14 protein-coding genes are annotated in these 25,499 nt (G+C 34.5%); 7 read left to right on the forward strand and 7 right to left on the reverse strand.

Annotation, left to right across the window (positions count from 1 at the left end; translation table 11 throughout):
* The first annotated feature begins 79 nt into the window (after positions 1 to 79).
* From ACRHNM_RS02185 to ACRHNM_RS02205, 5 genes are all read left to right on the forward strand, one after another.
* Complete coding sequence (locus tag ACRHNM_RS02185; protein WP_431133196.1) at positions 80 to 1,252, forward strand: PSP1 domain-containing protein; 1,173 nt, start codon at positions 80 to 82, stop codon at positions 1,250 to 1,252.
* A complete protein-coding gene (locus ACRHNM_RS02190; protein ID WP_431133198.1) occupies positions 1,239 to 1,739 on the forward strand; it encodes a gliding motility lipoprotein GldH in 501 nt (166 codons plus the stop codon). Before ACRHNM_RS02185 ends, ACRHNM_RS02190 begins: the two co-directional genes overlap by 14 nt.
* A 2-nt stretch (positions 1,740 to 1,741) precedes the next feature.
* Positions 1,742 to 4,096: a penicillin-binding protein 1A gene (locus tag ACRHNM_RS02195; protein ID WP_431133200.1), complete on the forward strand. Its 2,355-nt coding sequence runs from the start codon at positions 1,742 to 1,744 to the stop codon at positions 4,094 to 4,096.
* 93 nt (positions 4,097 to 4,189) lie between these two features.
* The gene (locus tag ACRHNM_RS02200; RefSeq protein WP_431133202.1) at positions 4,190 to 4,891 is read left to right on the forward strand and encodes a CoA transferase subunit A; all 702 of its coding nucleotides are present in this window, start codon (positions 4,190 to 4,192) and stop codon (positions 4,889 to 4,891) included.
* 2 nt (positions 4,892 to 4,893) lie between these two features.
* Positions 4,894 to 5,547 (forward strand): CoA transferase subunit B, encoded by a 654-nt coding sequence (locus ACRHNM_RS02205; RefSeq protein ID WP_431133204.1) that lies wholly within the window; start codon positions 4,894 to 4,896, stop codon positions 5,545 to 5,547.
* A gap of 400 nt (positions 5,548 to 5,947) precedes the next feature.
* Here ACRHNM_RS02205 and ACRHNM_RS02210 read toward each other — a convergent pair whose 3' ends face one another.
* The gene (locus ACRHNM_RS02210; protein WP_431133206.1) at positions 5,948 to 7,639 is read right to left on the reverse strand and encodes an ABC transporter ATP-binding protein; all 1,692 of its coding nucleotides are present in this window, start codon (positions 7,637 to 7,639) and stop codon (positions 5,948 to 5,950) included.
* Between the two features lie 232 nt (positions 7,640 to 7,871).
* On the opposite strand from ACRHNM_RS02210, the gene ACRHNM_RS02215 reads away from it, so the two are divergent.
* Both ACRHNM_RS02215 and ACRHNM_RS02220 read left to right on the forward strand, forming a co-directional pair.
* Complete coding sequence (locus ACRHNM_RS02215; protein ID WP_431133207.1) at positions 7,872 to 12,647, forward strand: reprolysin-like metallopeptidase; 4,776 nt, start codon at positions 7,872 to 7,874, stop codon at positions 12,645 to 12,647.
* 230 nt (positions 12,648 to 12,877) lie between these two features.
* A complete protein-coding gene (locus tag ACRHNM_RS02220) occupies positions 12,878 to 18,754 on the forward strand; it encodes an immunoglobulin-like domain-containing protein (protein WP_431133209.1) in 5,877 nt (1,958 codons plus the stop codon).
* Positions 18,755 to 19,082: 328 nt separating this feature from the next.
* Here ACRHNM_RS02220 and ACRHNM_RS02225 read toward each other — a convergent pair whose 3' ends face one another.
* The 6 genes from ACRHNM_RS02225 to ACRHNM_RS02250 all read right to left on the reverse strand — a co-directional run bounded on the left by ACRHNM_RS02225 (position 19,083) and on the right by ACRHNM_RS02250 (position 25,493).
* The gene (locus tag ACRHNM_RS02225) at positions 19,083 to 19,796 is read right to left on the reverse strand and encodes a 3'-5' exonuclease (protein WP_431133211.1); all 714 of its coding nucleotides are present in this window, start codon (positions 19,794 to 19,796) and stop codon (positions 19,083 to 19,085) included.
* A gap of 4 nt (positions 19,797 to 19,800) precedes the next feature.
* Positions 19,801 to 20,163 (reverse strand): hypothetical protein, encoded by a 363-nt coding sequence (locus tag ACRHNM_RS02230; protein WP_431133213.1) that lies wholly within the window; start codon positions 20,161 to 20,163, stop codon positions 19,801 to 19,803.
* A complete protein-coding gene (locus ACRHNM_RS02235) occupies positions 20,160 to 22,565 on the reverse strand; it encodes a penicillin acylase family protein (RefSeq protein ID WP_431133215.1) in 2,406 nt (801 codons plus the stop codon). The genes ACRHNM_RS02230 and ACRHNM_RS02235 overlap by 4 nt, the downstream gene beginning before the upstream one ends.
* Before the next feature lie 112 nt (positions 22,566 to 22,677).
* The gene (locus ACRHNM_RS02240) at positions 22,678 to 23,823 is read right to left on the reverse strand and encodes a serine hydrolase domain-containing protein (RefSeq protein WP_431133217.1); all 1,146 of its coding nucleotides are present in this window, start codon (positions 23,821 to 23,823) and stop codon (positions 22,678 to 22,680) included.
* Positions 23,824 to 23,892: 69 nt separating this feature from the next.
* Positions 23,893 to 24,366: a methylated-DNA--[protein]-cysteine S-methyltransferase gene (locus ACRHNM_RS02245; protein WP_431133219.1), complete on the reverse strand. Its 474-nt coding sequence runs from the start codon at positions 24,364 to 24,366 to the stop codon at positions 23,893 to 23,895.
* Positions 24,367 to 24,368: 2 nt separating this feature from the next.
* The gene (locus ACRHNM_RS02250) at positions 24,369 to 25,493 is read right to left on the reverse strand and encodes a CNNM domain-containing protein (protein WP_431133221.1); all 1,125 of its coding nucleotides are present in this window, start codon (positions 25,491 to 25,493) and stop codon (positions 24,369 to 24,371) included.
* Between the last annotated feature and the right edge of the window lie 6 nt (positions 25,494 to 25,499).

Consider the following 25,499-nt stretch of genomic DNA (forward strand, 5'->3'; position numbering starts at 1 on the left):
ATAATCTTATCTTTACGTTTCAAAAGAACTATGAATCGTTTTCTGAAAGAAACCCTTTCAGAATTTATATATAAAATTTATGAGTTGTAACAGTTGCTCAACTGGAAAAGATGGTCAACCAAAAGGATGTAAGAACAATGGAACTTGCGGTACAGATAGCTGCAACAAACTAACTGTTTTTGATTGGTTGGCTAATATGTCTTTGCCTCAAGGAGAAGAGCCTTTTCATGGCGTTGAGGTGCGTTTTAAAAACGGAAGAAAACAATACTACAAAAATACTGAAAACCTCACGTTAAGCATTGGTGATATAGTTGCTACACAAGCACAGTCTGGACATGACATTGGAATGGTTACGCTTACAGGAGAATTAGTAAGAATACAAATGAAGCGAAAAAATATAGATATTGATGATCAAGAAAATGTCATGAAAATCTATAGAAAAGCATCACAAAAAGATATTGATATATGGTCAGAAGCAAGAGATAAGGAAGAACCAATGAAGGTTAAAGCTCGTCAGTTTGCTATTGATTTAAAACTTAAAATGAAAATTTCTGATATTGAATATCAAGGAGATGCTAGCAAAGCTACATTTTATTACACTGCTGAAGAGCGTGTAGATTTTAGAGAGCTTATTAAGTTATTTGCCCGAGAATTTAGAACCCGAATCGAAATGAAACAAGTTGGTTTCCGTCAAGAAGCTGCACGATTAGGAGGTATAGGTTCTTGTGGTCGAGAGTTGTGTTGTTCTACTTGGTTAACCGATTTCAGATCTGTGAGCACATCTGCAGCAAGATATCAGCAATTGTCTTTAAACCCACTAAAATTAGCTGGACAATGCGGTAAGCTTAAGTGTTGTTTAAATTATGAGTTAGATACATATTTAGATGCCTTAAAGGCTTTTCCAAAAAATGACACTAAATTATATACTGAAAAAGGAACAGCAGTTTGTCAAAAGACAGACATATTTAAAGGTCATCTTTGGTATGCTTATGAAGGAGAATGGATGAATTGGCATGTTCTTACCACAGATCAAGTCTCTGAGATAATTGAAAAAAATAAAAAAAAGGAAAAAGTTGCAAGTTTAGAAGAATATGCAGCCGAACTAATTCAAGATACTAAAAGAGAGTTTGAAAACGTTGTTGGTCAGGATAGTTTAACACGTTTCGATAGTCCAAAACGTAAAAACAAACGTAGAAATAATAAAGGAAAACAAAGACGTCGTCAAAAGTCTCAGAATAATGCTAAAAAGTAAGTATTGCATTGTTTTTTTAATGGTCTTAATTGCGGTCTCATGCGATTCTAATCGTGTTTTTGACCAATACAAGTCCATACCAAATCAATGGCATAAAGACTCTATTGTTTCGTTTAAGGTTACACCACCAGATACAATTAATAATTATAACTTATTCGTTAATTTAAGAAACACAAACGACTATAAGTATAGTAACTTGTACTTAGTAGTAGAGTTAAATTATCCCAATGGTAAAACCTTAAAAGACACGCTAGAATACAGAATGGCCTCACCAGAAGGTGAGTTTTTAGGTTCAGGGTTTACAGATATTAAAGAAAATAAGCTTTGGTATAAGGGCTATGAACAACCCTTTGTTTTTAATGAGTCTGGTGATTATCAAGTAAAAGTACAACACGCTATGCGTAAAAACGGAGAAATAAATGGGGTGTTACATCTTGAAGGGATTACAGATGTCGGTTTTAGAATTGAGAGAGATAATACAAATTAATTATGGCAAAAAAAACAACAAAAAAGAAATCAACATCGACTACAACCGTTGATTTTTCTAAGTATGTGCGTTGGTTTTGGATGGCATTTACAGGAGGTGTGTTGTTATTCATTCTTATGTTTTTATTAGCATCTTGGGGTTTCTTGGGTGAAATGCCAGATCATACCATATTAGAAAACCCTAAAACCCATTTGGCAACTGAAATAATTTCTTCAGATGATAAAACACTGGGTAAGTTTTACCTTAATGATAATCGTACTCCTGTTGATTATAGTGAATTACCAAAACATCTTGTAGACGCGTTAGTTGCTACTGAAGATATCAGATATTATGACCACTCAGGTATTGATGCCAGAGGAACATTAAGAGCAATTACCAAATTAGGAAGTGGAGGAGGAGCAAGTACCATATCTCAACAGTTGGCAAAACAATTGTTTACCAAACAAGTTTCTTCAAATAAAATACAACGGCTTTTTCAAAAAGTGAGAGAATGGGTTATCGCTATTCGGTTGGAGCGTCAATACACAAAAGAAGAAATTATTGCCATGTATTTCAATATCTATGATTTTGGAAATAATGCTGATGGGATCAGAAGTGCTGCTCGAATTTATTTTGGGAAAGAACCCAAAGAGTTAGATATAAAAGAATCGGCAATGCTGGTTGGAATGTTTAAAAACTCTTCATTATATAACCCAAGGTCACATCGTAATCCTGAAGGTACAAAAAACAGAAGAAATGTTGTGTTTAGCCAAATGGAGAAGTATGATTTTATTTCTGAAGCTCAAAAAGATTCACTTCAAAAAACAGAATTAGATTTAAATTATTCACCAGAATCACATCGCGAAGGTATAGCGACTTATTTTAGAGCATATCTTGATGGCTTTATGAAAGATTGGATAAAAAACAACCCTAAGCCTGATGGAGGGAATTATAATTTGTATAATGACGGACTTAAAATCTACACAACTATAGATTCGAGAATGCAAAACCATGCTGAAAACGCAGTACAAAGGCATATGCCAAGACTGCAAGCAGAATTTGACCATCAAAACACACCAGATAGAAATAAAACAGCACCTTTTTTAGAACTTGATGAAAAGGAAATAAAAGCACTAATGAAAACCTCAATGAGACGGTCAGAACGTTGGAGAGTTTTAAAAAATCAAGGCAAGTCTGAAAAAGAAATAGAAGCTTCATTTAACAAGCCAACACAAATGACTGTATTTGCCTGGAAAAACGGTCAAGCATCTGAGGTGGATACCATTTTGAAACCTATCGATTCTATGCGTTATTACAAGTCGTTTTTGCATCCAGGAATGATGTCAATGGATCCTCAGACTGGACATGTTAAAGCTTGGGTTGGTGGAATGAATTACAGGCATTTTCAATATGACCACGTAAAGCAAGGAAAGCGACAAGTAGGTTCTACATTTAAACCATTTGTTTATGCAACAGCAATAGACCAGTTACATTTATCGCCTTGTGACACCTTACCAAGACAACAAATTACTATTGAGGCAGGCAAGTATGGAAATCCGGATCCTTGGACTACCAAAAACTCAGATGGTCGTTATGATGGATTTTTAACATTAAAAGATGCTTTGGCAAATTCAGTTAATACGATTACAGCTCGATTGATGGATAAAGTAGGTCCGCAACCCGTAATTGATATGGCAAGAAGTTTAGGTGTAGCATCAGAAATTCCACCAGTTCCAGCAATTTCACTGGGAACTCCAGATTTGAGCGTTTATGAAATGGTTGCTGCATATGCAACATTTGCCAATAAAGGAGTCTACAACAAACCTGTAATGGTAACTCGTATCGAAGATAAAAACGGAACTGTTTTATATCAGTTTACTCCAGAAAGTCGTGATGTTTTAAGTGACGAAGTAGCTTACACTACAGTAAATTTAATGGAAGGTGTTACTGAATCTGGCTCTGGAGCCAGACTGCGACGAACTTGGGGTGCAGACCAAGGAGTGTATAAGGAAATAATTACAGGATATCCGTACGGATTTACAAATCCAATAGCAGGAAAAACAGGAACAACTCAAAATCAAAGTGATGGTTGGTTTATGGGAATGGTTCCCAATTTAGTTACAGGTGTTTGGGTTGGAGCAGAAGATCGTGCAGCTCACTTTAAAACAATTACTTATGGTCAGGGAGCTTCAATGGCTTTACCAATTTGGGCATTGTATATGAAGTCCTGTTATGAAGATTCTGAATTAAGCATATCAAAAGGCGAATTTGAAAAACCTCAAAATTTATCTATCGAAGTTGATTGTGATAATTTAGGTGACGATGATTCTACAGAAAAAGATCCAGCAGATGATTTAAAAGATGTTTTAGATTTTTAATTTGCAGATGTTCTTTTTGATAAAAAAACCAAAGCCATTCATTTTAGAATGGCTTTTTTATTTCGTATTTTTCGGTATCAAAATTTAATAATAATGATTAATAAAAAAGTAGCGAATGTTTCCGAAGCCTTAGAAGGTGTAAAAGATAACATGACCTTTATGTTTGGTGGTTTCGGACTATCAGGAATTCCAGAAAATGCCATTGCAGAATTAGTTCGAAAAGGTGTTAAAGGACTTAAATGTATTTCTAATAATGCAGGTGTAGATGATTTTGGTTTGGGTTTATTGCTACAAGGTAAACAAATTGATAAAATGACATCATCTTATGTTGGAGAAAATGATGAATTTGAAAGACAAATGTTATCTGGAGAATTAGAAGTTGAGTTGATTCCTCAAGGAACTTTAGCAGAACGTTGCAGAGCAGCACAAGCAGGTTTTCCAGCGATATATACACCAGCTGGATATGGTACTGAAGTAGCTGAAGGAAAAGAAACCCGAGAATTTGATGGAAAAATGTATGTGTTGGAGCATGCCTTTAAAGCAGATTTTGCCTTTGTAAAAGCATGGAAAGGTGATGCTGCTGGAAACCTTATCTTTAAAGGAACAGCCAGAAATTTTAACCCGAATATGTGTGGTGCAGCAAAAATAACCGTTGCAGAAGTAGAAGAATTAGTTCCAGTTGGAAATCTAGATCCAAATCAAATTCACATACCAGGCATTTTTGTACAACGCATTTTTAAAGGTGAACGTTACGAAAAACGAATTGAACAACGAACTGTAAGACAAAGAGATTAATTATGTTAGATAAAAACGGAATTGCAAAACGAATCGCAAAAGAAGTTCAAGATGGTTATTATGTTAACCTTGGAATTGGAATCCCAACTTTAGTTGCAAATTATGTTCGAGATGATATTGAAGTAGAATTTCAAAGTGAGAATGGTGTTTTGGGAATGGGACCATTCCCTTTTGAGGGAGAAGAAGATGCAGATATTATAAATGCAGGAAAGCAAACTATAACCACACTACCTGGAGCAAGTTTTTTTGATTCTGCAACTAGCTTTTCTATGATAAGAGGGAAGCACGTAGATTTAACAATTTTGGGTGCCATGGAAGTTGCTCAAAATGGAGATATTGCCAATTGGAAGATACCAGGAAAAATGGTAAAAGGAATGGGAGGCGCAATGGATCTCGTTGCCAGTGCAGAAAATATCATTGTTGCTATGATGCATACCAACAGAGCGGGAGAATCTAAATTATTAAAAAAATGTTCTTTACCATTAACAGGTGTAGGCTGTGTGAAAAAGATAGTAACTAATTTAGCTGTGCTGGAAGTTACAGACAAGGGATTTAAACTCTTAGAACGAGCACCTGGAGTTGCAGTTGATGATATTAAAAATGCTACTGAAGGCACATTAATTATTGAAGGCGATATTCCTGAGATGCAGATTTGATACTTTACAAATAATTAAAAAATTGTATAAACCACTTTTATAGTGGTTTTTTTATGTTGTAAAATGAAAATACATGTATGTAAAACAAAATATTTTGTAAGAATAAACTTATAATATGTTAAAATTTAATGTATTTTATCGATTTATTATGTATTTAAACTGATAAATTAAAAAACTTGTCACATATTAGCAAAACCAAATCGAAATACATAATTAACCAAATTTACCATAAACCTAACTTTATGATTTGCCCCAAATCTATCATAAATTTTAACCTATGAATTTTTTTGCCCCAAATCTACTTAAACCTACAGATTCTGAAAATAAGTTAAAACTTAATTTTAGAAACACATTAAGATTGCTCAAAAACATCTTAACCCTAACTAAAAAAATATTCATGCTATAAACCTTTTGGAATAGCATGAATAAGTTTTTTAGTGTACTCTTTTTTGGGATTGTTATAAATGACATCTGCATCGTCTAGTTCTTCAATCCTACCTGTATTCATTACCATAAGCTGATCAGACATATATTTCACAACAGCAAGATCATGTGAAATAAAAATGTATGTAAATCCGAAATTTTCTTTAAGATCATTTAGTAAATTCAACACTTGTGCTTGAACAGAAATGTCTAAAGCAGACACCGATTCGTCACAAACAATAAGTTTAGGTTCTAAAGCAATGGCTCTTGCAATTCCAATACGTTGACGTTGACCACCAGAGAACTCGTGTGGATAACGGTTAAAACAGCTCTCATCAAGACCTACTTTTAATAGTAAATCCAATACTCTTTCTTTTCTATCAGAATCAGAGTTGCCTAACCCATGGACTTTCATAGGTTCAATTATCGCATTTCCAACAGTAATTCTCGGATTTAATGAAGCATATGGATCTTGAAAAATTATCTGAATATCTTTTCTTAATTGTCGTACTTCATTTCTATTAAGTTTATTAATATCATTACCAAGATATAATATTTGCCCAGATGTAGATTTATCTAAAAGTAAAATTGCATTTGCTAATGTAGATTTGCCACAACCAGATTCCCCAACCAAACCTAATGTTTCGCCTTCATAAAGCTTAAAACTTACCCGATTTACGGCTTTAAATGTTTCTGGTTTTCCGAACCATCCTGATTTTGAAATGTATTCCTTTTCAAGGTTATGGACTTCTAATAAAGGTGGTTTATCGTATAACGTTTTGTGAGCAGCTTTCCGTTGGGATACAGTTATTGTTTCAGTTATTGTATTACCTTCCATATAATCTTTAATGGTTGGCAGGCGTTTTAAACGAAAATCTAAAGAAGGTTTAGAGCTTAATAGCGCTTTTGTATACGTGTGCTGAGGGTTATGGAAAATATCAGACACATTTCCTTGTTCAACAATATGACCTTGATACATGACCAAAATACGATCTGAAATTTCAGAAACTAAAGCTAAATCATGAGAAATAAATAAAATACTCATATTTTCTTCGGTTTGTAACTGTTTTAAAAGTTCAATAATGTCTTTTTGAACAGTAACATCTAAAGCAGTTGTTGGCTCATCTGCAATTAAAAGTTTTGGTTTGCATGCAATAGCCATAGCAATCATGACACGCTGTTTTTGTCCACCAGAAATTTCATGAGGATAAGCATTATATATGCGATCAGGTGATGGCAGTTTTACTTTTTCGAAAAGAGACAGCGTTTCAGCTTTTGCTTGAAGTTTTGATAAGTTACTATGCTGAAGAAGTATTTCAATAACTTGTTTCCCACATGACATGGATGGATTTAAAGAACTCATTGGTTCTTGGAAAATCATAGCAATATCATTTCCTCTTATTTTTTGAAAATCATTCGCAGAAAGTTTAGATAAATCTTTACCATTAAAATTAATAGTTCCATCAGTGATTTTTGAAATGTTCTTCGGAAGTAATCCTAACACAGCTAATGAGGATACTGATTTTCCTGAACCAGACTCACCAACAATACCAAGAATTTCGTTGGTATTTAAATGATAGGAAATATTATGAATGATTTCAGTGTCTTTTTTTTTGTTAAAAAATGAGATTGAAAGATTATTTACTTCAAGTAAAATAGTATTAGTCATATGTAAAAATAGATAAATTTTCACTTCAAAAAACAGCAAAACTTATGATTTATCCTCAATATTTTAAAAATAGGTCAACATCTATTATTTTTTAAATCACTATATATCAGCTGCTTGTGTTTTTTTTATTTCTTAATAATGTATTTCGTCGATTATTTATGCTTTTTGTAGATTAAAAACTGCTAAATAATGATATATTTACCGACACTAAAATCCCTTAACACTCCACATAATGAAAATTAAATTACTATTACTCATTTTTATAATGAGCTCAAGTTTGTTGTTGTCACAAAACAAGTCGCTTTGGCAAAAACAAATAGCTAGCAACAGTTTTAGAGTAAAAACAAGCAAGCAAAATCTTCCAAAAACACAAACTTTCAGTTTAAATATAGAAGCCTTAAAACAGGCTCTATCAAGTGTGCCTCAAAGAGGTGATTTTTCTAAAACATCTAATGTGATCTTATCATTTCCTAATGCAAATGGAGAACTTGAAAGATTTAGAATTTACGAAGCATCAGTAATGCATCCGGATTTAGCTGCAAGATATCCAGGAATTAAATCGTATGCTGGACAAGGTGTTGATGATCCTACCGCAATTATAAGGTTTAGTGTCACACCTCTAGGATTTCAAAGTATGCGCTTATCAGCAAACAAATCAGCCTCTTTTATTGAAGCTATTACAGACGATGCTTCAATGTATACGGTATTTACTAGAGCAAGTAGAATTAATTATAATAATGATTTTGAATGTTCTGTAACAGAAAGCTTGAATACTGTATTGAATTCACAAAATATAGCTTTTAGAAATGCAGATGATGGGATTTTAAGAACATACAGATTGGTAGTTTCCGCAACAGGAGAATATACAAATTACCATGGAGGAACTAAGGCAGGTGCTTTAGCTGCGATAGTACAAACAATGGCTAGAGTTAATGGGATTTTTGAGGTAGATTTTAATGTTAATATGACTTTAATTGCCAATACAGATGATGTTATTTTTACAAACGCTGGCACTGATCCATATGGAAATACGACAGGAAACTATAATAGTGAACTTCAATCTGAATTAACAAGTACAATTGGTGAAGCAAATTACGATATAGGACATTTGTTTGCTAATTTACAAAACAATGGTAATGCTGGGTGTATTGGATGTGTATGTGTGAATAATCAGAAAGGAAGTGGTTGGACTTCAGCTGCAGTTCCTACAGGAGAATTTTTTGATGTAGATTATGTGGCGCACGAAATGGGACACCAATTTGGAGCAAACCATACTTGGACTCACGGAGGCAATGAAGGTACTAATGTTCAAATGGAGCCAGGAAGTGGAACCACTATTATGAGCTACGCTGGAATTACAGGAGCTACAGATGTTGAGCAAAATGTAACGCCTAATTTCCATGCTGCTTCAATAGAACAAGTTACAGATTATGTTAAAAGTACAAGTTGCCAAACTGAAACAGTTACTGGTAATGCTGTTCCTGTAGTAAATGCAGGTTCAGATTATACCATACCTAACGGAACAGCATTTATTTTAGATGGATCAGCGACAGATGCAGATACACCTTCTAATGCTCTGACTTATGTTTGGGAACAAATGGATGAAAATAATGCATCAACAACATACCCAAGTGTCACTGCAACAACTGGTGTCGCTTTTAGAGCTTATGAACCAACAACAGATACACATCGTTATTTTCCTAGATTAGAAACCATTAAAGTTGGAGCTACGTCATGGCAATGGGAAGCTGTTCCAGAAGTGGCAAGAACACTTAATTTTAGATTAACGGTTAGAGATAATGTTGTTGGAGGAGGAACCAACAATAGTGATGATGCAGTGGTTACTGTAAACGGAACTGCAGGACCATTTGTCGTGAATTCTCCAAATACTAATGTAACATGGGATGTTGGAACCACTCAAACAATTACATGGGATGTTGCAGGAACAACTGGAAATGGAGTAAATGCTGCAAATGTTGATATTTTCTTGTCTACTGATGGTGGAGATACCTATCCAATTTCTTTAGCTACAGGAGTTACTAATGATGGTTCGCATGATATCGTTGTTCCTAACAATCAAGGCAATCAAAGTCGTATAATGGTAAAAGGAGCTAATAACATCTTTTTTGATATATCTGATGCTGATTTTGTAATTGTTCAATGTAACGCAGATATACCAAATAATTTCGTAGCCACAAACATTACTTCGGATGCAGCAACGCTAAGTTGGGACTTTATTTTAGGAACAACTTTTGAAATTAGATTTAGGGAAATTGGATCTGGTACTTGGATAGATGTTACAACAAGTAATATTACTTTTGATTTAACAGGACTGTCACCAGAAACAAATTATGAAGCTCAAATACGAAGCCGTTGTCCTGACAATTCAACATCTGCATACTCAGCAATTATCAATTTCACGACTACAGCGATTCCACCTTGTACAGGAACTCAAATAGTGTCTTATCCATATTTAGAAACATTTGATTCAGGTCTTGGAGATTGGTCACAACCAACTGGTGATGATGGCAATTGGATTGAAGATAATAATGGAACTCCATCAGGAAATACAGGGCCTTCAGATGACATTACAGAAGGTGGAAATTACTTATTTATTGAAGCTTCAAGTAATGGTTCAACAGGAGAAATTGGAGCGAATGCTACAGCTATTTTAGAAAGTCCATGTTTTGATTTAAATGGGCTAACCGAAGCTACACTTTCTTTTTATTACCATATGTTTGGAGCTGACACAGGAACACTTGAAGTTGAATTATCTAACGACAATGGCGCATCATGGATAAATATCTTTTCTATAACTGGAAATCAAGGCGATGTCTGGAATGTGGAAAATATTGATTTAGCATTATATCACAATCAAAATATTAAACTAAGGTTTATCGGAACTACTGGAGATGGATTTGCCAGTGATATGGCAATTGACCATATAGGTATTGGAGATCCTGTTGTGATACCAGTAACTTATTGTGATTCAAGCGGAACTACACAGTATGAAACTGGAGTGACTCGAGTCATCTTTGGAACCATAGACAATGTTGATGGTACTCCTAAAGATGTAGGATACGAAGATTTTACAAATATCAATACAGATGTTTACCAAGGAACAACTGTAGATCTTACTGTTCATGTAGATACAGATGGGAACTATACAGTTCACACATTTGTATGGATTGATTGGAATAAAAATGGTAACTTCGACGATCCTGGAGAAGCATATGATTTAGGAGATATAACTAATGTAGCTGATGGTGCCTTACCAACATTATCAATTGCTATTCCTGAGAGTATGATTTTTGGCAATACTAGAATGAGAGTATCTGCCCAATATAATGCAGATCCAACAGCATGTCTTACTAATTTTGATGGTGAGGTCGAAGATTACACGGTTAATATAAAGTATAACGGATTACTTTATTCTGGAGGTTCCTGGGATCCAAGTGCTCCTGACGGAACAACAACGGCTGAAAATGTATTAATCTTAGATGGTTTATACAATGTAAATACTACAAATATTAGTATAAATGACTTGACAGTAAATTCAGGAGCTTCAATTGATGTTGATCAAGCATATAATATTACTGTTGGAGGTGATATCGAAATCTTGAATAACGGAAACCTTGTATTAAATTCTAGTTCAACAGTATTTTCAAGTTTAATAGTTGATGGAACTGTAACTGGAGATGTAACGTATAATAGACATGTGACCTCAAATGTTGGAGGAAACGATTTAATTGCTCCACCAGTAAGCGGAGAGTCTTTTACAAGTTTTATTTCTAATAATGCTAATGTATTTGCTAATTCAGGACAAACCTTATATTTGTTTGGTCCTTTTGAAAAACCACTTAATGATTATGGTTTGTTTTCTAATGTTGAGGCTGTAAATCTTGACGCTGGTACTGGTTATCGTGCAGCATCAACTGATGATGGAACGTTTACATTTACAGGTACCGTAACAACAGCGTCATTAAATATCCCTATTATAAAATCAGGAACCGACTTTGCTAAATGGAATTTAGTTGGTAATCCATATACATCTTATATTAAATTAGAAGATTTCTTGTTAGCTAACTTAAACGAATTAGACCCTAATACTGTTGCTGTTTATGGCTATGATGCAGATTTGACTTTTGGAACTGAATGGACCATTTGGAATATGGCGTATTCAGATAATAATCCTGGAAGTTTAATCGCTCCTGGTCAAGGATTTTTTGTGTCTTCAAAAGATGGTGGTTCAAACGTTGTATTTAATCCTTCAATGAGAACTACAGGGACTTCTGATGATTTTATCGAAGGAAGAAATTCAAGCATTGCTCACTTTGTAATTACTATGAGTAAGCCTAATAGAACTTACAATACGGACATCTATTTCAAAGATACTGCTACTTTAGGATTAAATATTGGTTATGATGCTGAATTATTTGAAGAAGAACCTTCATCTTTCTCTATTTATTCTGAGCTAACTGAAAATGGTCAGAATTTAAATATGGCGATTCAAACCATTGGATTTAATGATGTTAATGAATCTACTTTAATTCCTATAGGTATAAATCTTACACAAGGACAACAAGTTAGTATTAGTATGGATACTTCAGATTTAGAATACAGCGTATATTTTGAAGATATACTTACCAATACAACTGTTTTATTAAATACATCAGATTATAATTTAACTGCTAATACCGATTTATTTGGTACTGGACGTTTTTATTTAAGATTTGAAGCTGAAACATTATCAATTTCTGAATCTAACCTCGATTCTATTCAAGTATATAATGATGCAAATGTAAAACAGCTGATTGTTAAAGGTCGATTAAATGAGGAAACAACGTTTGTTTTGTATGATATTCAAGGAAGAGAAATTATAAGAACAGATTTAGATATAACAAATACAATTAATATAATAGATGCATCAAATTACTCAAAAGGAGTTTATTTGGTTCAACTTATTAATGCGTCTACTACAATTAGTAAAAAACTAATGATTAGATAAGTATAAAACATACATAACAATTAAAGCTCAGATTTTCAGTCTGAGCTTTTTTTTTGGAATAAAACCCATGATGAATTGTAGTATTTTTCTTCAGAATAATTGAGGAAAAACCGTAAATTTCCAATTTTTAATGTAAACTTATTAACATTTTAGCAATTTCTTTATGAAAAATACTAATTTGAACATCGAATTTTTTTACTACTACATTAATCCTTTTAACCTTCAGAATAATGAAAATTAAATTACTATTACTTGTCTTTTTGATGAGTTCAAGTCTTGCATTGTCACAAAGTAAATCGCTTTGGCAAAAACAGACATTCAATAAGACCATTAGAGTAAAATCTAGTAAACAAAACCTTCCTAAAACTCAAACCTATACACTTAATATTGAAGCTCTAAAACAAGCTTTAATTAATGTGCCTAACAGACAAAATACAGAGGTAATGTCTTCAGGAGTTGTGTTGTCTTTTCCCAATGATCAAGGTAAGTTTGAACGTTTTAAGATTGCTGAAGCTCCAGTTTTTAGCCAAGAGCTTCAAGAGCGTTATCCAGAAATCCGATCTTATATTGGACAAGGACTTGATGATCCTTCTGCCATAATTAGATTTAGTGTTTCACCACTAGGGTTTCAAAGCATGCGCTTGTCTGCTAATATGCCTGCAACATTTATTGAAGCTTATTCTCAAGATTTAACATTATATGCTGCTTATAAAAGAGCAGATAAAATTGATTTTTCTGATGATTTTATATGTGAAGTAACAGATCACATGAATAAAAATCTAGATAATAATATGTCAATGAGAAATGCAGACGATAGTATTTTAAGAACATATCGACTAGCTGTTTCTACAACTGGAGAATACACGGCTTATCATGGTGGAACAAAAACTTTGGCCTTAGCTGCAATCAATCAAACCATGACTCGTGTTAATGGTATTTTTGAGAATGATTTTAATGTGAGAATGGTAGTTGTTGGTAATAATGATGATGTTATTTATACCAACTCAAGTTCTGACCCTTATACAAGTTCAGGATCTTATAATTCACAACTTCAATCTACACTAACAAGTGTCATTGGAGAATCTAATTATGATATTGGACATTTATTTGCAAGAGCTTCAAATAACGGTAATGCTGGATGTATTGGTTGTGTCTGTGTAAATGGTCAAAAAGGAAGTGGTTTTACATCTCGTACAGACCCTGAAGGCGACCCTTTTGATGTAGATTATGTAGCCCATGAAATTGGTCACCAGTTTGGAGGAAATCATACATGGACTTTCAATGGTAACGAAGGCACTGATGCACAAATGGAACCTGGTAGTGGTTCTACAATTATGGGCTATGCAGGAATTACTGGAGCTACAGACGTACAGTCTAACAGTGACCCGTATTTTCATGCAAGGTCTATAGAGCAAATCACTAACTACATAAAAACAACCAGTTGTCAAACAAATACTGCTACTGGAAATGCAGTGCCAACTGTAAATGCTGGATCTAATTATACAATCCCCAAAGGAACCGCTTTTGTTCTGGATGGCTCAGCAACCGATGCTAATTCTGGAGATGTACTAACCTATTGCTGGGAACAGTATGATGAAAATAATGCATCTACTACATATCCTAGTGTTAACGCCACAGCAGGTGTAGCATTTAGATCTTATAGTCCAACAACTAACACAAAAAGATATTTTCCAAGATTATCAACGATTAAAACAGGTGCAACTTCATGGCAATGGGAAGCGGTTCCTAATGTTGCTAGAAATTTAAATTTCAGATTAACAGTTAGAGATAATAGAGCAGGAGGAGCAACGAACAATAGTGATGATATGGTTGTTACTGTAAATGGTACTGCTGGTCCTTTTGTGGTTAACACTCCTAATACCAATGTAACTTGGAACGCTGGAACAACACAAACTGTAACATGGAATGTTGCTGGCACAACTGGCAATGGAGTTAATGCTGCAAATGTCGATATTTTTCTTTCAACTGATGGTGGAGACACCTACCCAATTTCTCTTGCTTCTGGAGTTCCTAACGATGGTTCTCATGATATCGTAGTGCCAAACAATCAAGGAACTCAATGCAGAATTATGGTTAAAGGAGCCAACAACATCTTCTTTGATATTTCAAATTCTAATTTTACCATTGCAGGAACCGTTGTTTGTAATGCAAATATCCCAACAGGTTTAGCAGCTTCAAATGTAGCTGCAACTTCTGCTACATTAAGTTGGACTGCAGTTCCTGGAGCTAGTTACGATCTAAGATATCGTGAAGTTGGAGCTTCTGCTTGGACTACAACATCTGTCAATGGAATTTCTTCAAACGTGACAGGTTTAACAGCTTTAACGCAATATGAAGCTCAAGTAAGAAGTAAGTGTACTGGAGGAAGTAATTCTGCCTATACGAGTTTAGTAAACTTTACGACTACAGATGTGCAATTAAACTATTGCGCTTCTGCTAGCACAAATACAAATGATGAATATATAGGGAGAGTTCAGTTAAACACCATTGATAACAGTTCAGGTGCTCAGTTTTATTCTAATTTCACGAGTATTTCTACAACGTTAACTAAGGATACACAATATACGATAACAGTAACACCAACATGGACAGGTACTGTTTATAGTGAAGGATATGCGGTTTGGATTGATTATAACAGAGATGGTGATTTTGGAGATGCTGGAGAATTAGTTTGGTCGCAAGCGGCTACTCAATCCACTCCAGTAAGCGGAAGCTTTACAATTCCGTCAGGCGCTGTTGAAAATTCAACACGAATGCGAGTTTCTATGAAATATAACGGCATTCCAACCTCTTGTGAAACGTTTCAATATGGAGAAGTCGAAGATTATACTGTTATTATTGAAGACTCTGGACCAGATACTGAAGCTCCAGTGATTTCAATAAATGGTGCTTCTACAGTAAATCTTAATGTAGGTGATACCTATACAGAACTGGGAGCAACTGCTACTGATAATGTAGACGGAAATCTTACGTCAAGTATTATCATTGGTGGAGATACTGTTAATACAAGTTTAGCAGGCACTTATATTGTGACTTATAACGTAAGTGATACTGCAGGAAATGCTGCTACTGAAGTCACTCGAACAGTGAATGTGATTCCTGATACGACGGCTCCTGTAATTACACTTATTGGATCTGCAAATATAAACCTACAACTCGGAGATTCATACTCAGATGCTGGCGCAACAGCTTCAGATAATATAGATGGAGATTTGACTTCTAGTATTGTTGTTGGTGGAGATACGGTTAACACCAACGTTGTTGGAACTTACATCATAACATATAATGTAAGTGATGCTGCAGGAAATAATGCAGCTGAAGTTACAAGAACAGTTACAGTTAATCCAGATACCACAGCTCCAGTGATTACATTAAATGGTGCTTCTACGATTAATTTAAATGTAGGTGACACCTACAACGAACAAGGAGCAACTGCAACCGATAATATTGACGGAAATTTAACGTCTAGTATTGTAATTTCAGGAACCGTAAACACGGCTTCTGCTGGAACATATTTTGTAAATTATAATGTGAGTGATTCTTCTGGAAACGCTGCTGCTCAGGTTACCAGAACAGTTGTCGTTAATGCAGATACAACACCTCCAGTTATCGTATTGGTTGGAGCTTCAACAATTAACTTAAATGTTGGCGATACGTATAACGAGCAAGGCGCAACTGCAACCGACAACTTAGACGGGAACTTAACATCAAGCATAGTCATCGCTGGAACAGTTAATACTGCTGCTATAGGAACCTATTTAGTGACTTATAATGTTAGTGATTCTGCAGGAAATGCAGCTACTGAAGTGGTAAGAACTGTAAATGTTTCAACGGTTCAGATAACGTATTGTGATGCGGCAAGTACAAATACAAATGATGAATACATAAGTAGAGTTCAATTGAATACTATTGACAATAGCTCAGGACCTCAGTTTTATTCAGATTTTACAAATATTTCAACAACTTTAACTAAGAATGCGCAGTATACTATTACAATTACTCCAACATGGACAGGTACTGTTTATAACGAAGCGTATGGTGTTTGGATAGATTACAATAAAGATGGTGATTTTACAGATGCTGGAGAACAGGTGTTCACACAAGGTAATACGCAAGCGACTTCAGTTAGTGGTAGTTTTACTATTCCTTCAGGTGCTGCTGAAACTTCAACACGAATGAGAGTCATTATGCGTTACAATCAAATTCCTGGACCATGTGATAATTTCACTTATGGCGAAGTAGAAGATTATACTGTAACAATTGAAGGTTCTGGTCCAGATACCACTGCTCCAGTCATCAGCCTTATTGGATCTTCAAACATTAATTTACAACTTGGTGATTCGTATTCAGATCAAGGTGCAACGGCAACCGATAATATTGATGGTGATTTAACATCAAGTATTGTTGTTGGAGGAGATACGGTTAACACTGATGTAGTTGGAACTTACGTCATTACATATAATGTAAGTGATGCTGCTGGAAATGCAGCAACAGAAGTTACAAGAACAGTAACGGTTAATCCAGATACTACAGCTCCTGTAATCACATTGGTGGGAGCTTCTACTATCAACTTAAATGTTGGTGACACTTATAACGAACAAGGTGCAACAGCAACCGATAATTTAGATGGAAATCTAACGTCTAGTATTGTAATTTCAGGATTGGTCAATACAGCTTCCGCAGGAACATACAATGTCTATTATAACGTTAGTGATTCTTCTGGAAATGCTGCTGCTCAGGTCACAAGAACTATAAACGTTTCTGAGTCTTCTACAGGATGCTCAGGAGGAGTTTCATCGTTCCCTTATAATGAAGGTTTTGAAAACACACTTGGTGCCTGGACGCAATCTAGTGCAGATGATATTAACTGGACAGTGGATGCTAATGGAACACCTTCAAGCAATACAGGACCATCAAGTGCTTTCCAAGGGTCGTATTATGTCTATGTGGAAGCCTCGGGAAGTGCTGGATATCCAACTAAACAAGCCATTTTAAATTCACCTTGTTTTAATTTATCAACATTATCTGAAGCGACATTCACATTCAAATACCATCAGTATGGTTCTGCAAATATGGGAACTTTCGATTTAGAAGTTAGTGATGATGAAGGTGCAAGTTGGACTTCAATCTGGAACAGTTCAGGAAACTTAGGAAATACATGGCAAACGGCTAATGTAAGCCTTGACGCTTATGTTGGAGGAAGTATTCAATTGCGTTTTAACAGAATTACAGGGAGTACTTGGCAGGCAGATATTGCTGTTGACGATGTGAGTTTAACCGATGGTAGTACTACATCTACAGGTTGTTCAGGAGGTATCACTTCGTATCCTTATACTGAAGGATTTGAAAGTTCTTTTGGAGCATGGACACAGTCTGTAGCTGATGATTTGAACTGGACACGTGATGCAAACGGAACACCTTCAAGTGGTACTGGTCCATCAAGTGCTATTCAAGGAAGTTTCTACATTTTTGTGGAAGCATCTGGGAATAATACTGGATATCCAACCAAACAAGCAATTCTAAATTCACCTTGTTTTGATCTAAGTTCGCAATCGTCTGCGACTTTTAGTTTCAACTACCATCAATATGGTGCTGCTAATATGGGAACTCTAAATCTTGAAGCTAGTAATGATAATGGTTCAAGCTGGACATCCATCTGGAGTAGCTCAGGAAACTTAGGAAATGCTTGGCAATCAGCTAATGTTAATCTATCAGTTTATGTTGGCGGAAGCGTACAATTGCGTTTTAACAGAGTCACAGGAAATACCTGGCAGGCAGATCTTGCAATTGATAATATTAATCTTTCAACGGGTTCTACAGCTAAAGGAGACGTGGTTGCAGATTCGTCAATTGAAACGATTAAGGAGATTAAATTATTCCCTAATCCTGTCAAAGGAAGTACATTACATGTTGCTACAACCTATACGAATGTAACGTATGAAATTTACAATACTGTTGGTCAAACTGTAGCCAAAGGAGAACTTAAAGGAAATGCTATTGATGTAAGCAATTTAGATGGAGCTATCTATCAGGTTAAATTCACGACTGAAGGTGAGACTTTGGTTAAGCGTTTTATAAAACAGTAATAATTAACCAACTACTAATCGAGAAAAGTCCAGATGTTAAGTCTGGGCTTTTTTTATTTGTGCAAATTTATAGTTTTATAGAATTTTAAATATAAAGAGGTATAAAACCATAAACCAGGCTTTCACTACTCAATCTTTTTTTGAAAATAAAAAAAGGATTTCAAACAAACCGTTCAATCCTTTTTGCGAAACTAAATAACATAGATTAGCCATGCTTTTTCAAGTGTTTATTCGTTTTGTCAGGTTGAGCGCAGTCGAAACCTAAGTCAAATAATTAATTTTGTTGTACTCAATTAACAAATACAATTATTATCACGTCGAACTCAACTTAAATATGAATAATCTCATTCTCATGAAGCAGCTCATCACCTCGTAATCTTAAAAATATTTGAGCTACAGCAATCGTATCTTTTTCACAATACCGAACAATACGATCTATATCGTTTTCTTTATAGTAAACGTTAAACACTTCACTGCCATCAATATCATCTTTAGGCGAAGGAATGCCTAAAACATTAGTTAATAATTTTAAGGACGTATAGGTTTTGTAATCTCCAAATTTCCATAGTTCTAAAGTATCGAGATGAGGCACTTCCCATGGTTTTTTTCCGAAGAGATTTAATTTATAAGGCAATTCAATATGGTGAATAATCATTCGCCTTGCGATATATGGAAAGTCAAATTCTTTCCCATTATGTGCACAAAGTAAATGTCTTGTCTGACTAAAATGTGAGATTAAAAGATTTTTAAAATCTTTCAGAATCTTCATTTCATCTCCATAAAAAGAAGTCACTCTAAACGTTCTAACATCACCTTGATAGGTGAAATACCCAACCGAAATACACACAATTTTGCCAAACTCAGCCCAAATACCAGCACGATCATAAAATTCTTCAGCAGTAAAATCGTCACGTCTTTGATATTGCGATTTTAATTCCCAAAGTTTTTGTTTCGTGTCATCTAAACCTGAAAAATGTTCAGTTTCAGGAACGGTTTCAATATCTAAAAACAAAATATGTTCTAAGTTGAGTTTAGAAATCATAATATTAGGTTTTAGTGGTTTTTAATAAGGTTGCACATTGTTTTCCAAAAATAGCAGCAGTTCCAGCAGCAACTCCACCAATGATTCCTGTGACTAAAATCAATAGGTAAGGATTACCCTCAAGTGGTAATAATACTGCAATTTTTTTAGAAAGTGTAAAGTCGTTACTACTACTCAACCAAAACGCATACACCATCCAAAATAGAGCAATAGCTAAAAAAGGCACAAAAAATACAGCACTCTTTTTTAAACTGAAAAGTATGGCTGTAATAAAACCGGCAAGCATTACAGACCACCAAGGTAAAACCAGAGATAGTAGTAAAGCAATGGTAATAGTGACTATAAAATTAATCAGATTTTTTTTCATTGTTTTGGTGTTAGTGTTTGTGTAGAAGTAACGCCTTCAGTAGTGTTTTGGTCTTGCATAAATAATAGGTTATAGTAGTTTCCAGCAGCCCAATCATCGATAAAATTATCGTAGTATTTGCTTCCTGGGTTTCCAGATTGTCCACCAGGATAAATGCCGTAAGCTTTAGGAGGTGAAGACATTTCAACAATCATTCGCCAAGAAGGTCCATGATTAACATCTGATGCATTTACCGTGTTTCGGTCACCTCCAATAGGAATATCAAATCTCGAAAAAGCAGGTAATGCTTGTAATAAATGACCAACATAAGCTCCTTTATAATGTTGCCAATTGTAATCTCCATTTTCTGTTTTCCAAGCTTCTAATTCTTTAGCAGCAGCTTTAAATGATAAAATAAATAAATCAACAGCTGTTTCTCTCTCTGGTGTTTCTACAATATCCATAAAAGGATCATTAGGATGATTCTTTAACATGTAAATGGTTTGATACATAAAAGGTGTTTTAAGTGCTTCATCATTTACATCAAACTCATCCCAAGTGAGTTTGTACAAATGCTTGATCCAAGTAGACCAAATACTTGGACCAACATTATCAGTAGTGTTATTAAAATTCCAAACTCTAATGTGGTTAAGAAGTTGTTGTTCATTTTCAGTTAGCGCAGGAGTTTCCATATTATCGAGCATATAAGGAATAAGTTCTATCGCTTTTAAATTGAAATTGTTATTTTGAAGACGTTTAAAATCTTGAATATTAACGGTTTCTCTTGCTCTAAAATAGTCGTTAATAACTCGGTTTCTATAGGTTTCATAACCATCATTAAACACATAAAAGGGATAAGATTCATCAACAGGATGTTGATTAGCAGAACTCACAAATCCACGTTCTGGGTTTTTTATATGAGCATTAAATTCTTTAGGAATATAACTTTGCCAGTCGTGTTCTGGATTGCTTCCATCTAATAGAAACTTACCTTGCCCTTCCCATTTATTGGGAAATTGACCTTGTATCCATAAGGCAATATCACCTTCAGTTGAAGCAAAAGCAAAGTTTTGAGCTGGAGCTACATGATTTGAAATCGCATTCACATAATCGTTATAATTTTTGCCTCTATTGAGTTTTAAAAATAACTCTGTAAAGTTATGTCCTGTATGCCCAGCCCACTTCATAGCATAGCCTTTTTTCTCGTCATCACTTTTAAATGTGTGATCATAACTTACTGGTCCATGATGTGTATAAATTACAGAATCGATATAGGTTTCCTTATTTCTAATTTTAATTTCTTCTAACCTGACAGATGTTTTTTTCCAAGCGTTATCATACTTATAAGCTTGACGGCTTTTATCTTGAAATTCAATTTTATACCAGTCTTTTACATCTCTTGTTGCATTGGTAACTCCCCAGGAAATATCATTATTAAATCCGATAATAATTCCTAAGGCACCAGGAAGTGTGGCACCAAAAACATTTTGATTAGGAGAATTTAATTGCATCACAAACCAGATGGAAGGCAGGTTTAAACCCAAATGCGGATCGTTAGCTAAAATTGCATGTCCAGAATACGATTTTTTTGGAGCCACAGCCCAATTGTTACTTCCATTGTTTGGATGAGGTTTTTCCATCGTTTCTGAAATGGAATCCAAAGGCAATTCACTAAGAGGAATTTCAGTTTGTTCAGCATCAATGAAACTCCAGTCTTGTTCTTTAGGAATTACAGGGTCGTTGATATCAAAAAAATCAGGAAATAATAAATCGAAGCGCTCTTTACCAAACTTTCTGAGCATGTTAGTGTATTCTAAATCTGAGTCTCTTCCACAGAGCATGTCTGTCATATACATTAATAAATGCGTTGTTTTTTCAATACTCCATGCTTCAGGCTGGTAGTCTAATAACTTATATTCAACAGGATAGTTTTCAGGTTTTAACTGATGGATGTACGCGTTGACACCATCACTATACGCTTGAAGATATTTAAGAGCTTGAGGATCATTTTTTATAACCTCTAAGCTGTTTTCTGCACCAAATAACATACCTTTTCTGCGTTGTGCTCTGTCATAGTCTAAAGCTTTCTCACCAATAATTTCTGAAAGACGTCCAACTGCTGCAAAAGTTTGGAATTCCATTTGCCATAAGCGATGCTTAGCAGTAATATACCCTTGCGCTTTATATAAATCATAATCATTTTTAGCAAAAATATGGGGAATGAGTTGTGCATCGTAATGGACAGTAACATCATCTTCAAAACTACTAATCAAAACATCGCCAGAAGTGGCATCATCTATTTCATTTTGCCAGATACCTTCATTTGGAGCTAAAAATTTTCCAAGAGGAGGAAGACTGCCCAACTTAGTATTTAAAGCATAAAACATAGCCACAACAGCTATAAGCGAACTAATGAACTTCATATATTTCATAGATGTATCTCAATACAGCACCAAAGATATAAAAATATAGAATATAATCTATATATTGTAGCTTTAATACTTTGTGGTTAATATAATTTAGTGTGTCAAATATCTATTTATTTAACATTTTATAAGCTTCTTCAATATAAAGTTGAATATCCTCAGTATAAGTTTCTAACGGATCACCAGGACCTTTTGAATGTCCTAATCTAACAATTATAATATTATCATTAGGTTCTACTATGACATATTGACCAAGATGACCTTGCATCATAAAAAACTGTTTTCCTAAATGCTCTTTAAGCCAAAAACCATAACCATATTCTGGACTTTCAGGAAAACGAGGTACTATAGATTTAGCTACAAATGCAGAGTCTAAAATCTGTTGTTCATTCCATTTTCCGTGGTCTTTATAAAGTTTTCCGAATCGCGCAAAATCTTTTGCATTACTTCCGATACAACAAAACGCTTTAGCAAGTTTATTATCTTCATCATCTAATTGCCATAACGCATTATCTGAAGAACCTAGAGGTTTCCAAAAGCTCTCAGATAGATAATTTGATAGTGTTTTACCTGTAGCTTTTTCAATAATCATACCTAATAATTGTGTGCTTCCACTTAAATATTCAAATTCAACACCGGGAGTTTTGACTACGTTTTGATTTAAAATAGTTTCTGCCAAATCATCATCATAATTTGCTCTAGCAGTTACAGAAAATGGACTTGTATAATGTTCAACCCAATCTAAACCAGAAGCCATAGACGATAAATCGCCAACAGTAGTTTTAGCATAACTGTATTCTGGATAAAAATCACTTATAGGTTGGTCTAAACTTTTAATATGACCATCCATAATCGCTTTTCCTAATAAACCAGACACATAACTTTTTGCCATTGAAAACGAATTTGTTTTCGAATTTTCATCAAAACCATCATAATAGCTTTCGAACCAAATACTATCATTTTTTATGATGAGATAGGCAACTGTTCCCCAATCTTTATTTGCCCTTTTTAAGATGTTTGTAGCTTCAACAGAATTGTAATCTTTATGATTTGGCCATACATCTGTTTTATCTCCTTTTTTAATGGTATCATTTTCAAAATAAGGAAAATCGTCTATAAAGGCTGTATTGTGCCCTGTGAAATAGACGACACGAACACCTCTTAAGATGTATCCATAATCAAAAATATACATTAAAAGGACTAATGCTGCAATTGTAAAAAGGGTCCATTTTAGGAATTTTTTTAAGTAGTTCATTGGAGCGTATTATTGTTTTGATTTTTTTTAGCTATATAAATTGCTTTATAAAAGTAATTATTTTATCTATTAAAAAAGACTTTGTTGTTTGTACGGACTTTCATGTTCTAAGAGCCATTGTTTTCTGTATAACCCACCAGCATATCCTGTTAAACTACCATCACTTCCAATCACACGATGACATGGAATGATGATCCATAGCGGATTTTTACCATTGGCATTGGCAACTGCTCTAATGGCTTTAATATCACCAAGCTGTTTAGAGAGTTCTAAATAGGAAATGGTTTTTCCGTAAGGAATTTGTTGCAACTGATTCCAAACTCTATTTTGAAAGTCAGTGCCTTTAGGATTTAAATTGAGGTCAAAATGAGTTCGGGTACCTTCAAAATACTCCTGAAGTTGAATGACACAATCTTCAAGTTCTAATGGAATTATAGTTGTTTCTTTCTCTTCAGAATTAAGAATAGTCACTTCAGAAATGCCAACTTCATCTCCAACAATTTTGGTAAAACCTAAAGGTGATTTTATAATACAGTGTTCCAATATTATTCGTTTTCTTCTGAAGGCTCATCGTCAAGAATGCCTAATTTTTTAGCTCTGCTTTCCCAGCTTTTTCTTGCCATATGCTGAAGATCTGATACATTATCACTTTCATCCATGATTTCTAAACCAAGAAGTGTTTCTATGACATCTTCCATAGTAACTAAACCACTTACCGAACCATATTCATCAACAACTAAAGCCATGTGGTTTCTGCTTTCTACTAATTTTTCAAACAGTTTTGGAATAGGTAATTCTCTAGAAACCACGATTATATTTCGCTTGAGTTCAGATAGTTTTTTTGGACCACGATCCAATGCCATTTCTTTAAAAACCTCGTCTTTTAAGACAAGTCCTTTTATGTTATCAGGATCATCTGCATAAATTGGAATTCTGGAAAAACGCAAGTTCATATTTTTATTAAAAAAATCTTCTACAGTTGTATTCTCATCAACAGATTTCATAACTGTTCTAGGTGTCATTACGTCCTTAGCAAAAATCTCTTTAAAGGTCAATAAGTTTTTAATAATCTTACTTTCATTTTCTTGAAACACACCTTCTTCGTGAGCCATATCTGCCATAACGAGGAAGCCTTCTCTACTTAATACACTGCCATGACCTTTGCCACCAATAAGTTTTGTAGTCAATTGTAAAACCCACAGAATACCTGTCCATTTTAAAGGAAAAATAAGAAGATTAAGCGCTATTGTTGTAAAATGTGCCAACTGTTTCCAATAGGTTGCTCCAATCGTTTTAGGTATGATTTCTGAAGCTACAAGAATGAGAATCGTCATAATTGTAGAGACAATACCTACCATTAAATCTTCAGTAAATGTAATTCCAAAAACGCGTCTTGATGTTGAGCCATAAAGTTCAGCATAAGCAACTTTTGCTTGTACACCAACCAAGATTGCTCCAACTGTATGTGCAATGGTATTTAAAGTAAGAATGGCAATTAGTGGACGATCGACGTCTTTCTTGAGTGCTTCTAAATTATCAGCATAGGCATGTCCTTCACTCTTTTTTAAATTGATGAATGTAGGCGTGATACTAAGAAGTACAGCTTCCAGAATAGAACACAAAAAAGAAAAGAAAATAGATATAAGTGCGTAGAATATGAGTAATCCCATGAATTG

Origin of the sequence: Psychroserpens mesophilus (genome assembly GCF_050617655.1) — a bacterium.
GTDB lineage: Bacteria > Bacteroidota > Bacteroidia > Flavobacteriales > Flavobacteriaceae > Psychroserpens > Psychroserpens mesophilus_A.

What these genes read in the sequence shown, in the direction of transcription:
- ACRHNM_RS02220 (WP_431133209.1), top strand. Translation starts at nt 12,878, where the DNA reads ATGAAAATTAAATTACTATTACTTGTCTTTTTGATGAGTTCAAGTCTT.
- ACRHNM_RS02210 (WP_431133206.1), bottom strand. Translation starts at nt 7,639, where the DNA reads ATGACTAATACTATTTTACTTGAAGTAAATAATCTTTCAATCTCATTT.
- ACRHNM_RS02240 (WP_431133217.1), bottom strand. Translation starts at nt 23,823, where the DNA reads ATGAACTACTTAAAAAAATTCCTAAAATGGACCCTTTTTACAATTGCA.
- ACRHNM_RS02185 (WP_431133196.1), top strand. Translation starts at nt 80, where the DNA reads ATGAGTTGTAACAGTTGCTCAACTGGAAAAGATGGTCAACCAAAAGGA.
- ACRHNM_RS02205 (WP_431133204.1), top strand. Translation starts at nt 4,894, where the DNA reads ATGTTAGATAAAAACGGAATTGCAAAACGAATCGCAAAAGAAGTTCAA.
- ACRHNM_RS02215 (WP_431133207.1), top strand. Translation starts at nt 7,872, where the DNA reads ATGAAAATTAAATTACTATTACTCATTTTTATAATGAGCTCAAGTTTG.
- ACRHNM_RS02195 (WP_431133200.1), top strand. Translation starts at nt 1,742, where the DNA reads ATGGCAAAAAAAACAACAAAAAAGAAATCAACATCGACTACAACCGTT.
- ACRHNM_RS02230 (WP_431133213.1), bottom strand. Translation starts at nt 20,163, where the DNA reads ATGAAAAAAAATCTGATTAATTTTATAGTCACTATTACCATTGCTTTA.
- ACRHNM_RS02250 (WP_431133221.1), bottom strand. Translation starts at nt 25,493, where the DNA reads ATGGGATTACTCATATTCTACGCACTTATATCTATTTTCTTTTCTTTT.
- ACRHNM_RS02190 (WP_431133198.1), top strand. Translation starts at nt 1,239, where the DNA reads ATGCTAAAAAGTAAGTATTGCATTGTTTTTTTAATGGTCTTAATTGCG.
- ACRHNM_RS02235 (WP_431133215.1), bottom strand. Translation starts at nt 22,565, where the DNA reads ATGAAGTTCATTAGTTCGCTTATAGCTGTTGTGGCTATGTTTTATGCT.
- ACRHNM_RS02225 (WP_431133211.1), bottom strand. Translation starts at nt 19,796, where the DNA reads ATGATTTCTAAACTCAACTTAGAACATATTTTGTTTTTAGATATTGAA.
- ACRHNM_RS02200 (WP_431133202.1), top strand. Translation starts at nt 4,190, where the DNA reads ATGATTAATAAAAAAGTAGCGAATGTTTCCGAAGCCTTAGAAGGTGTA.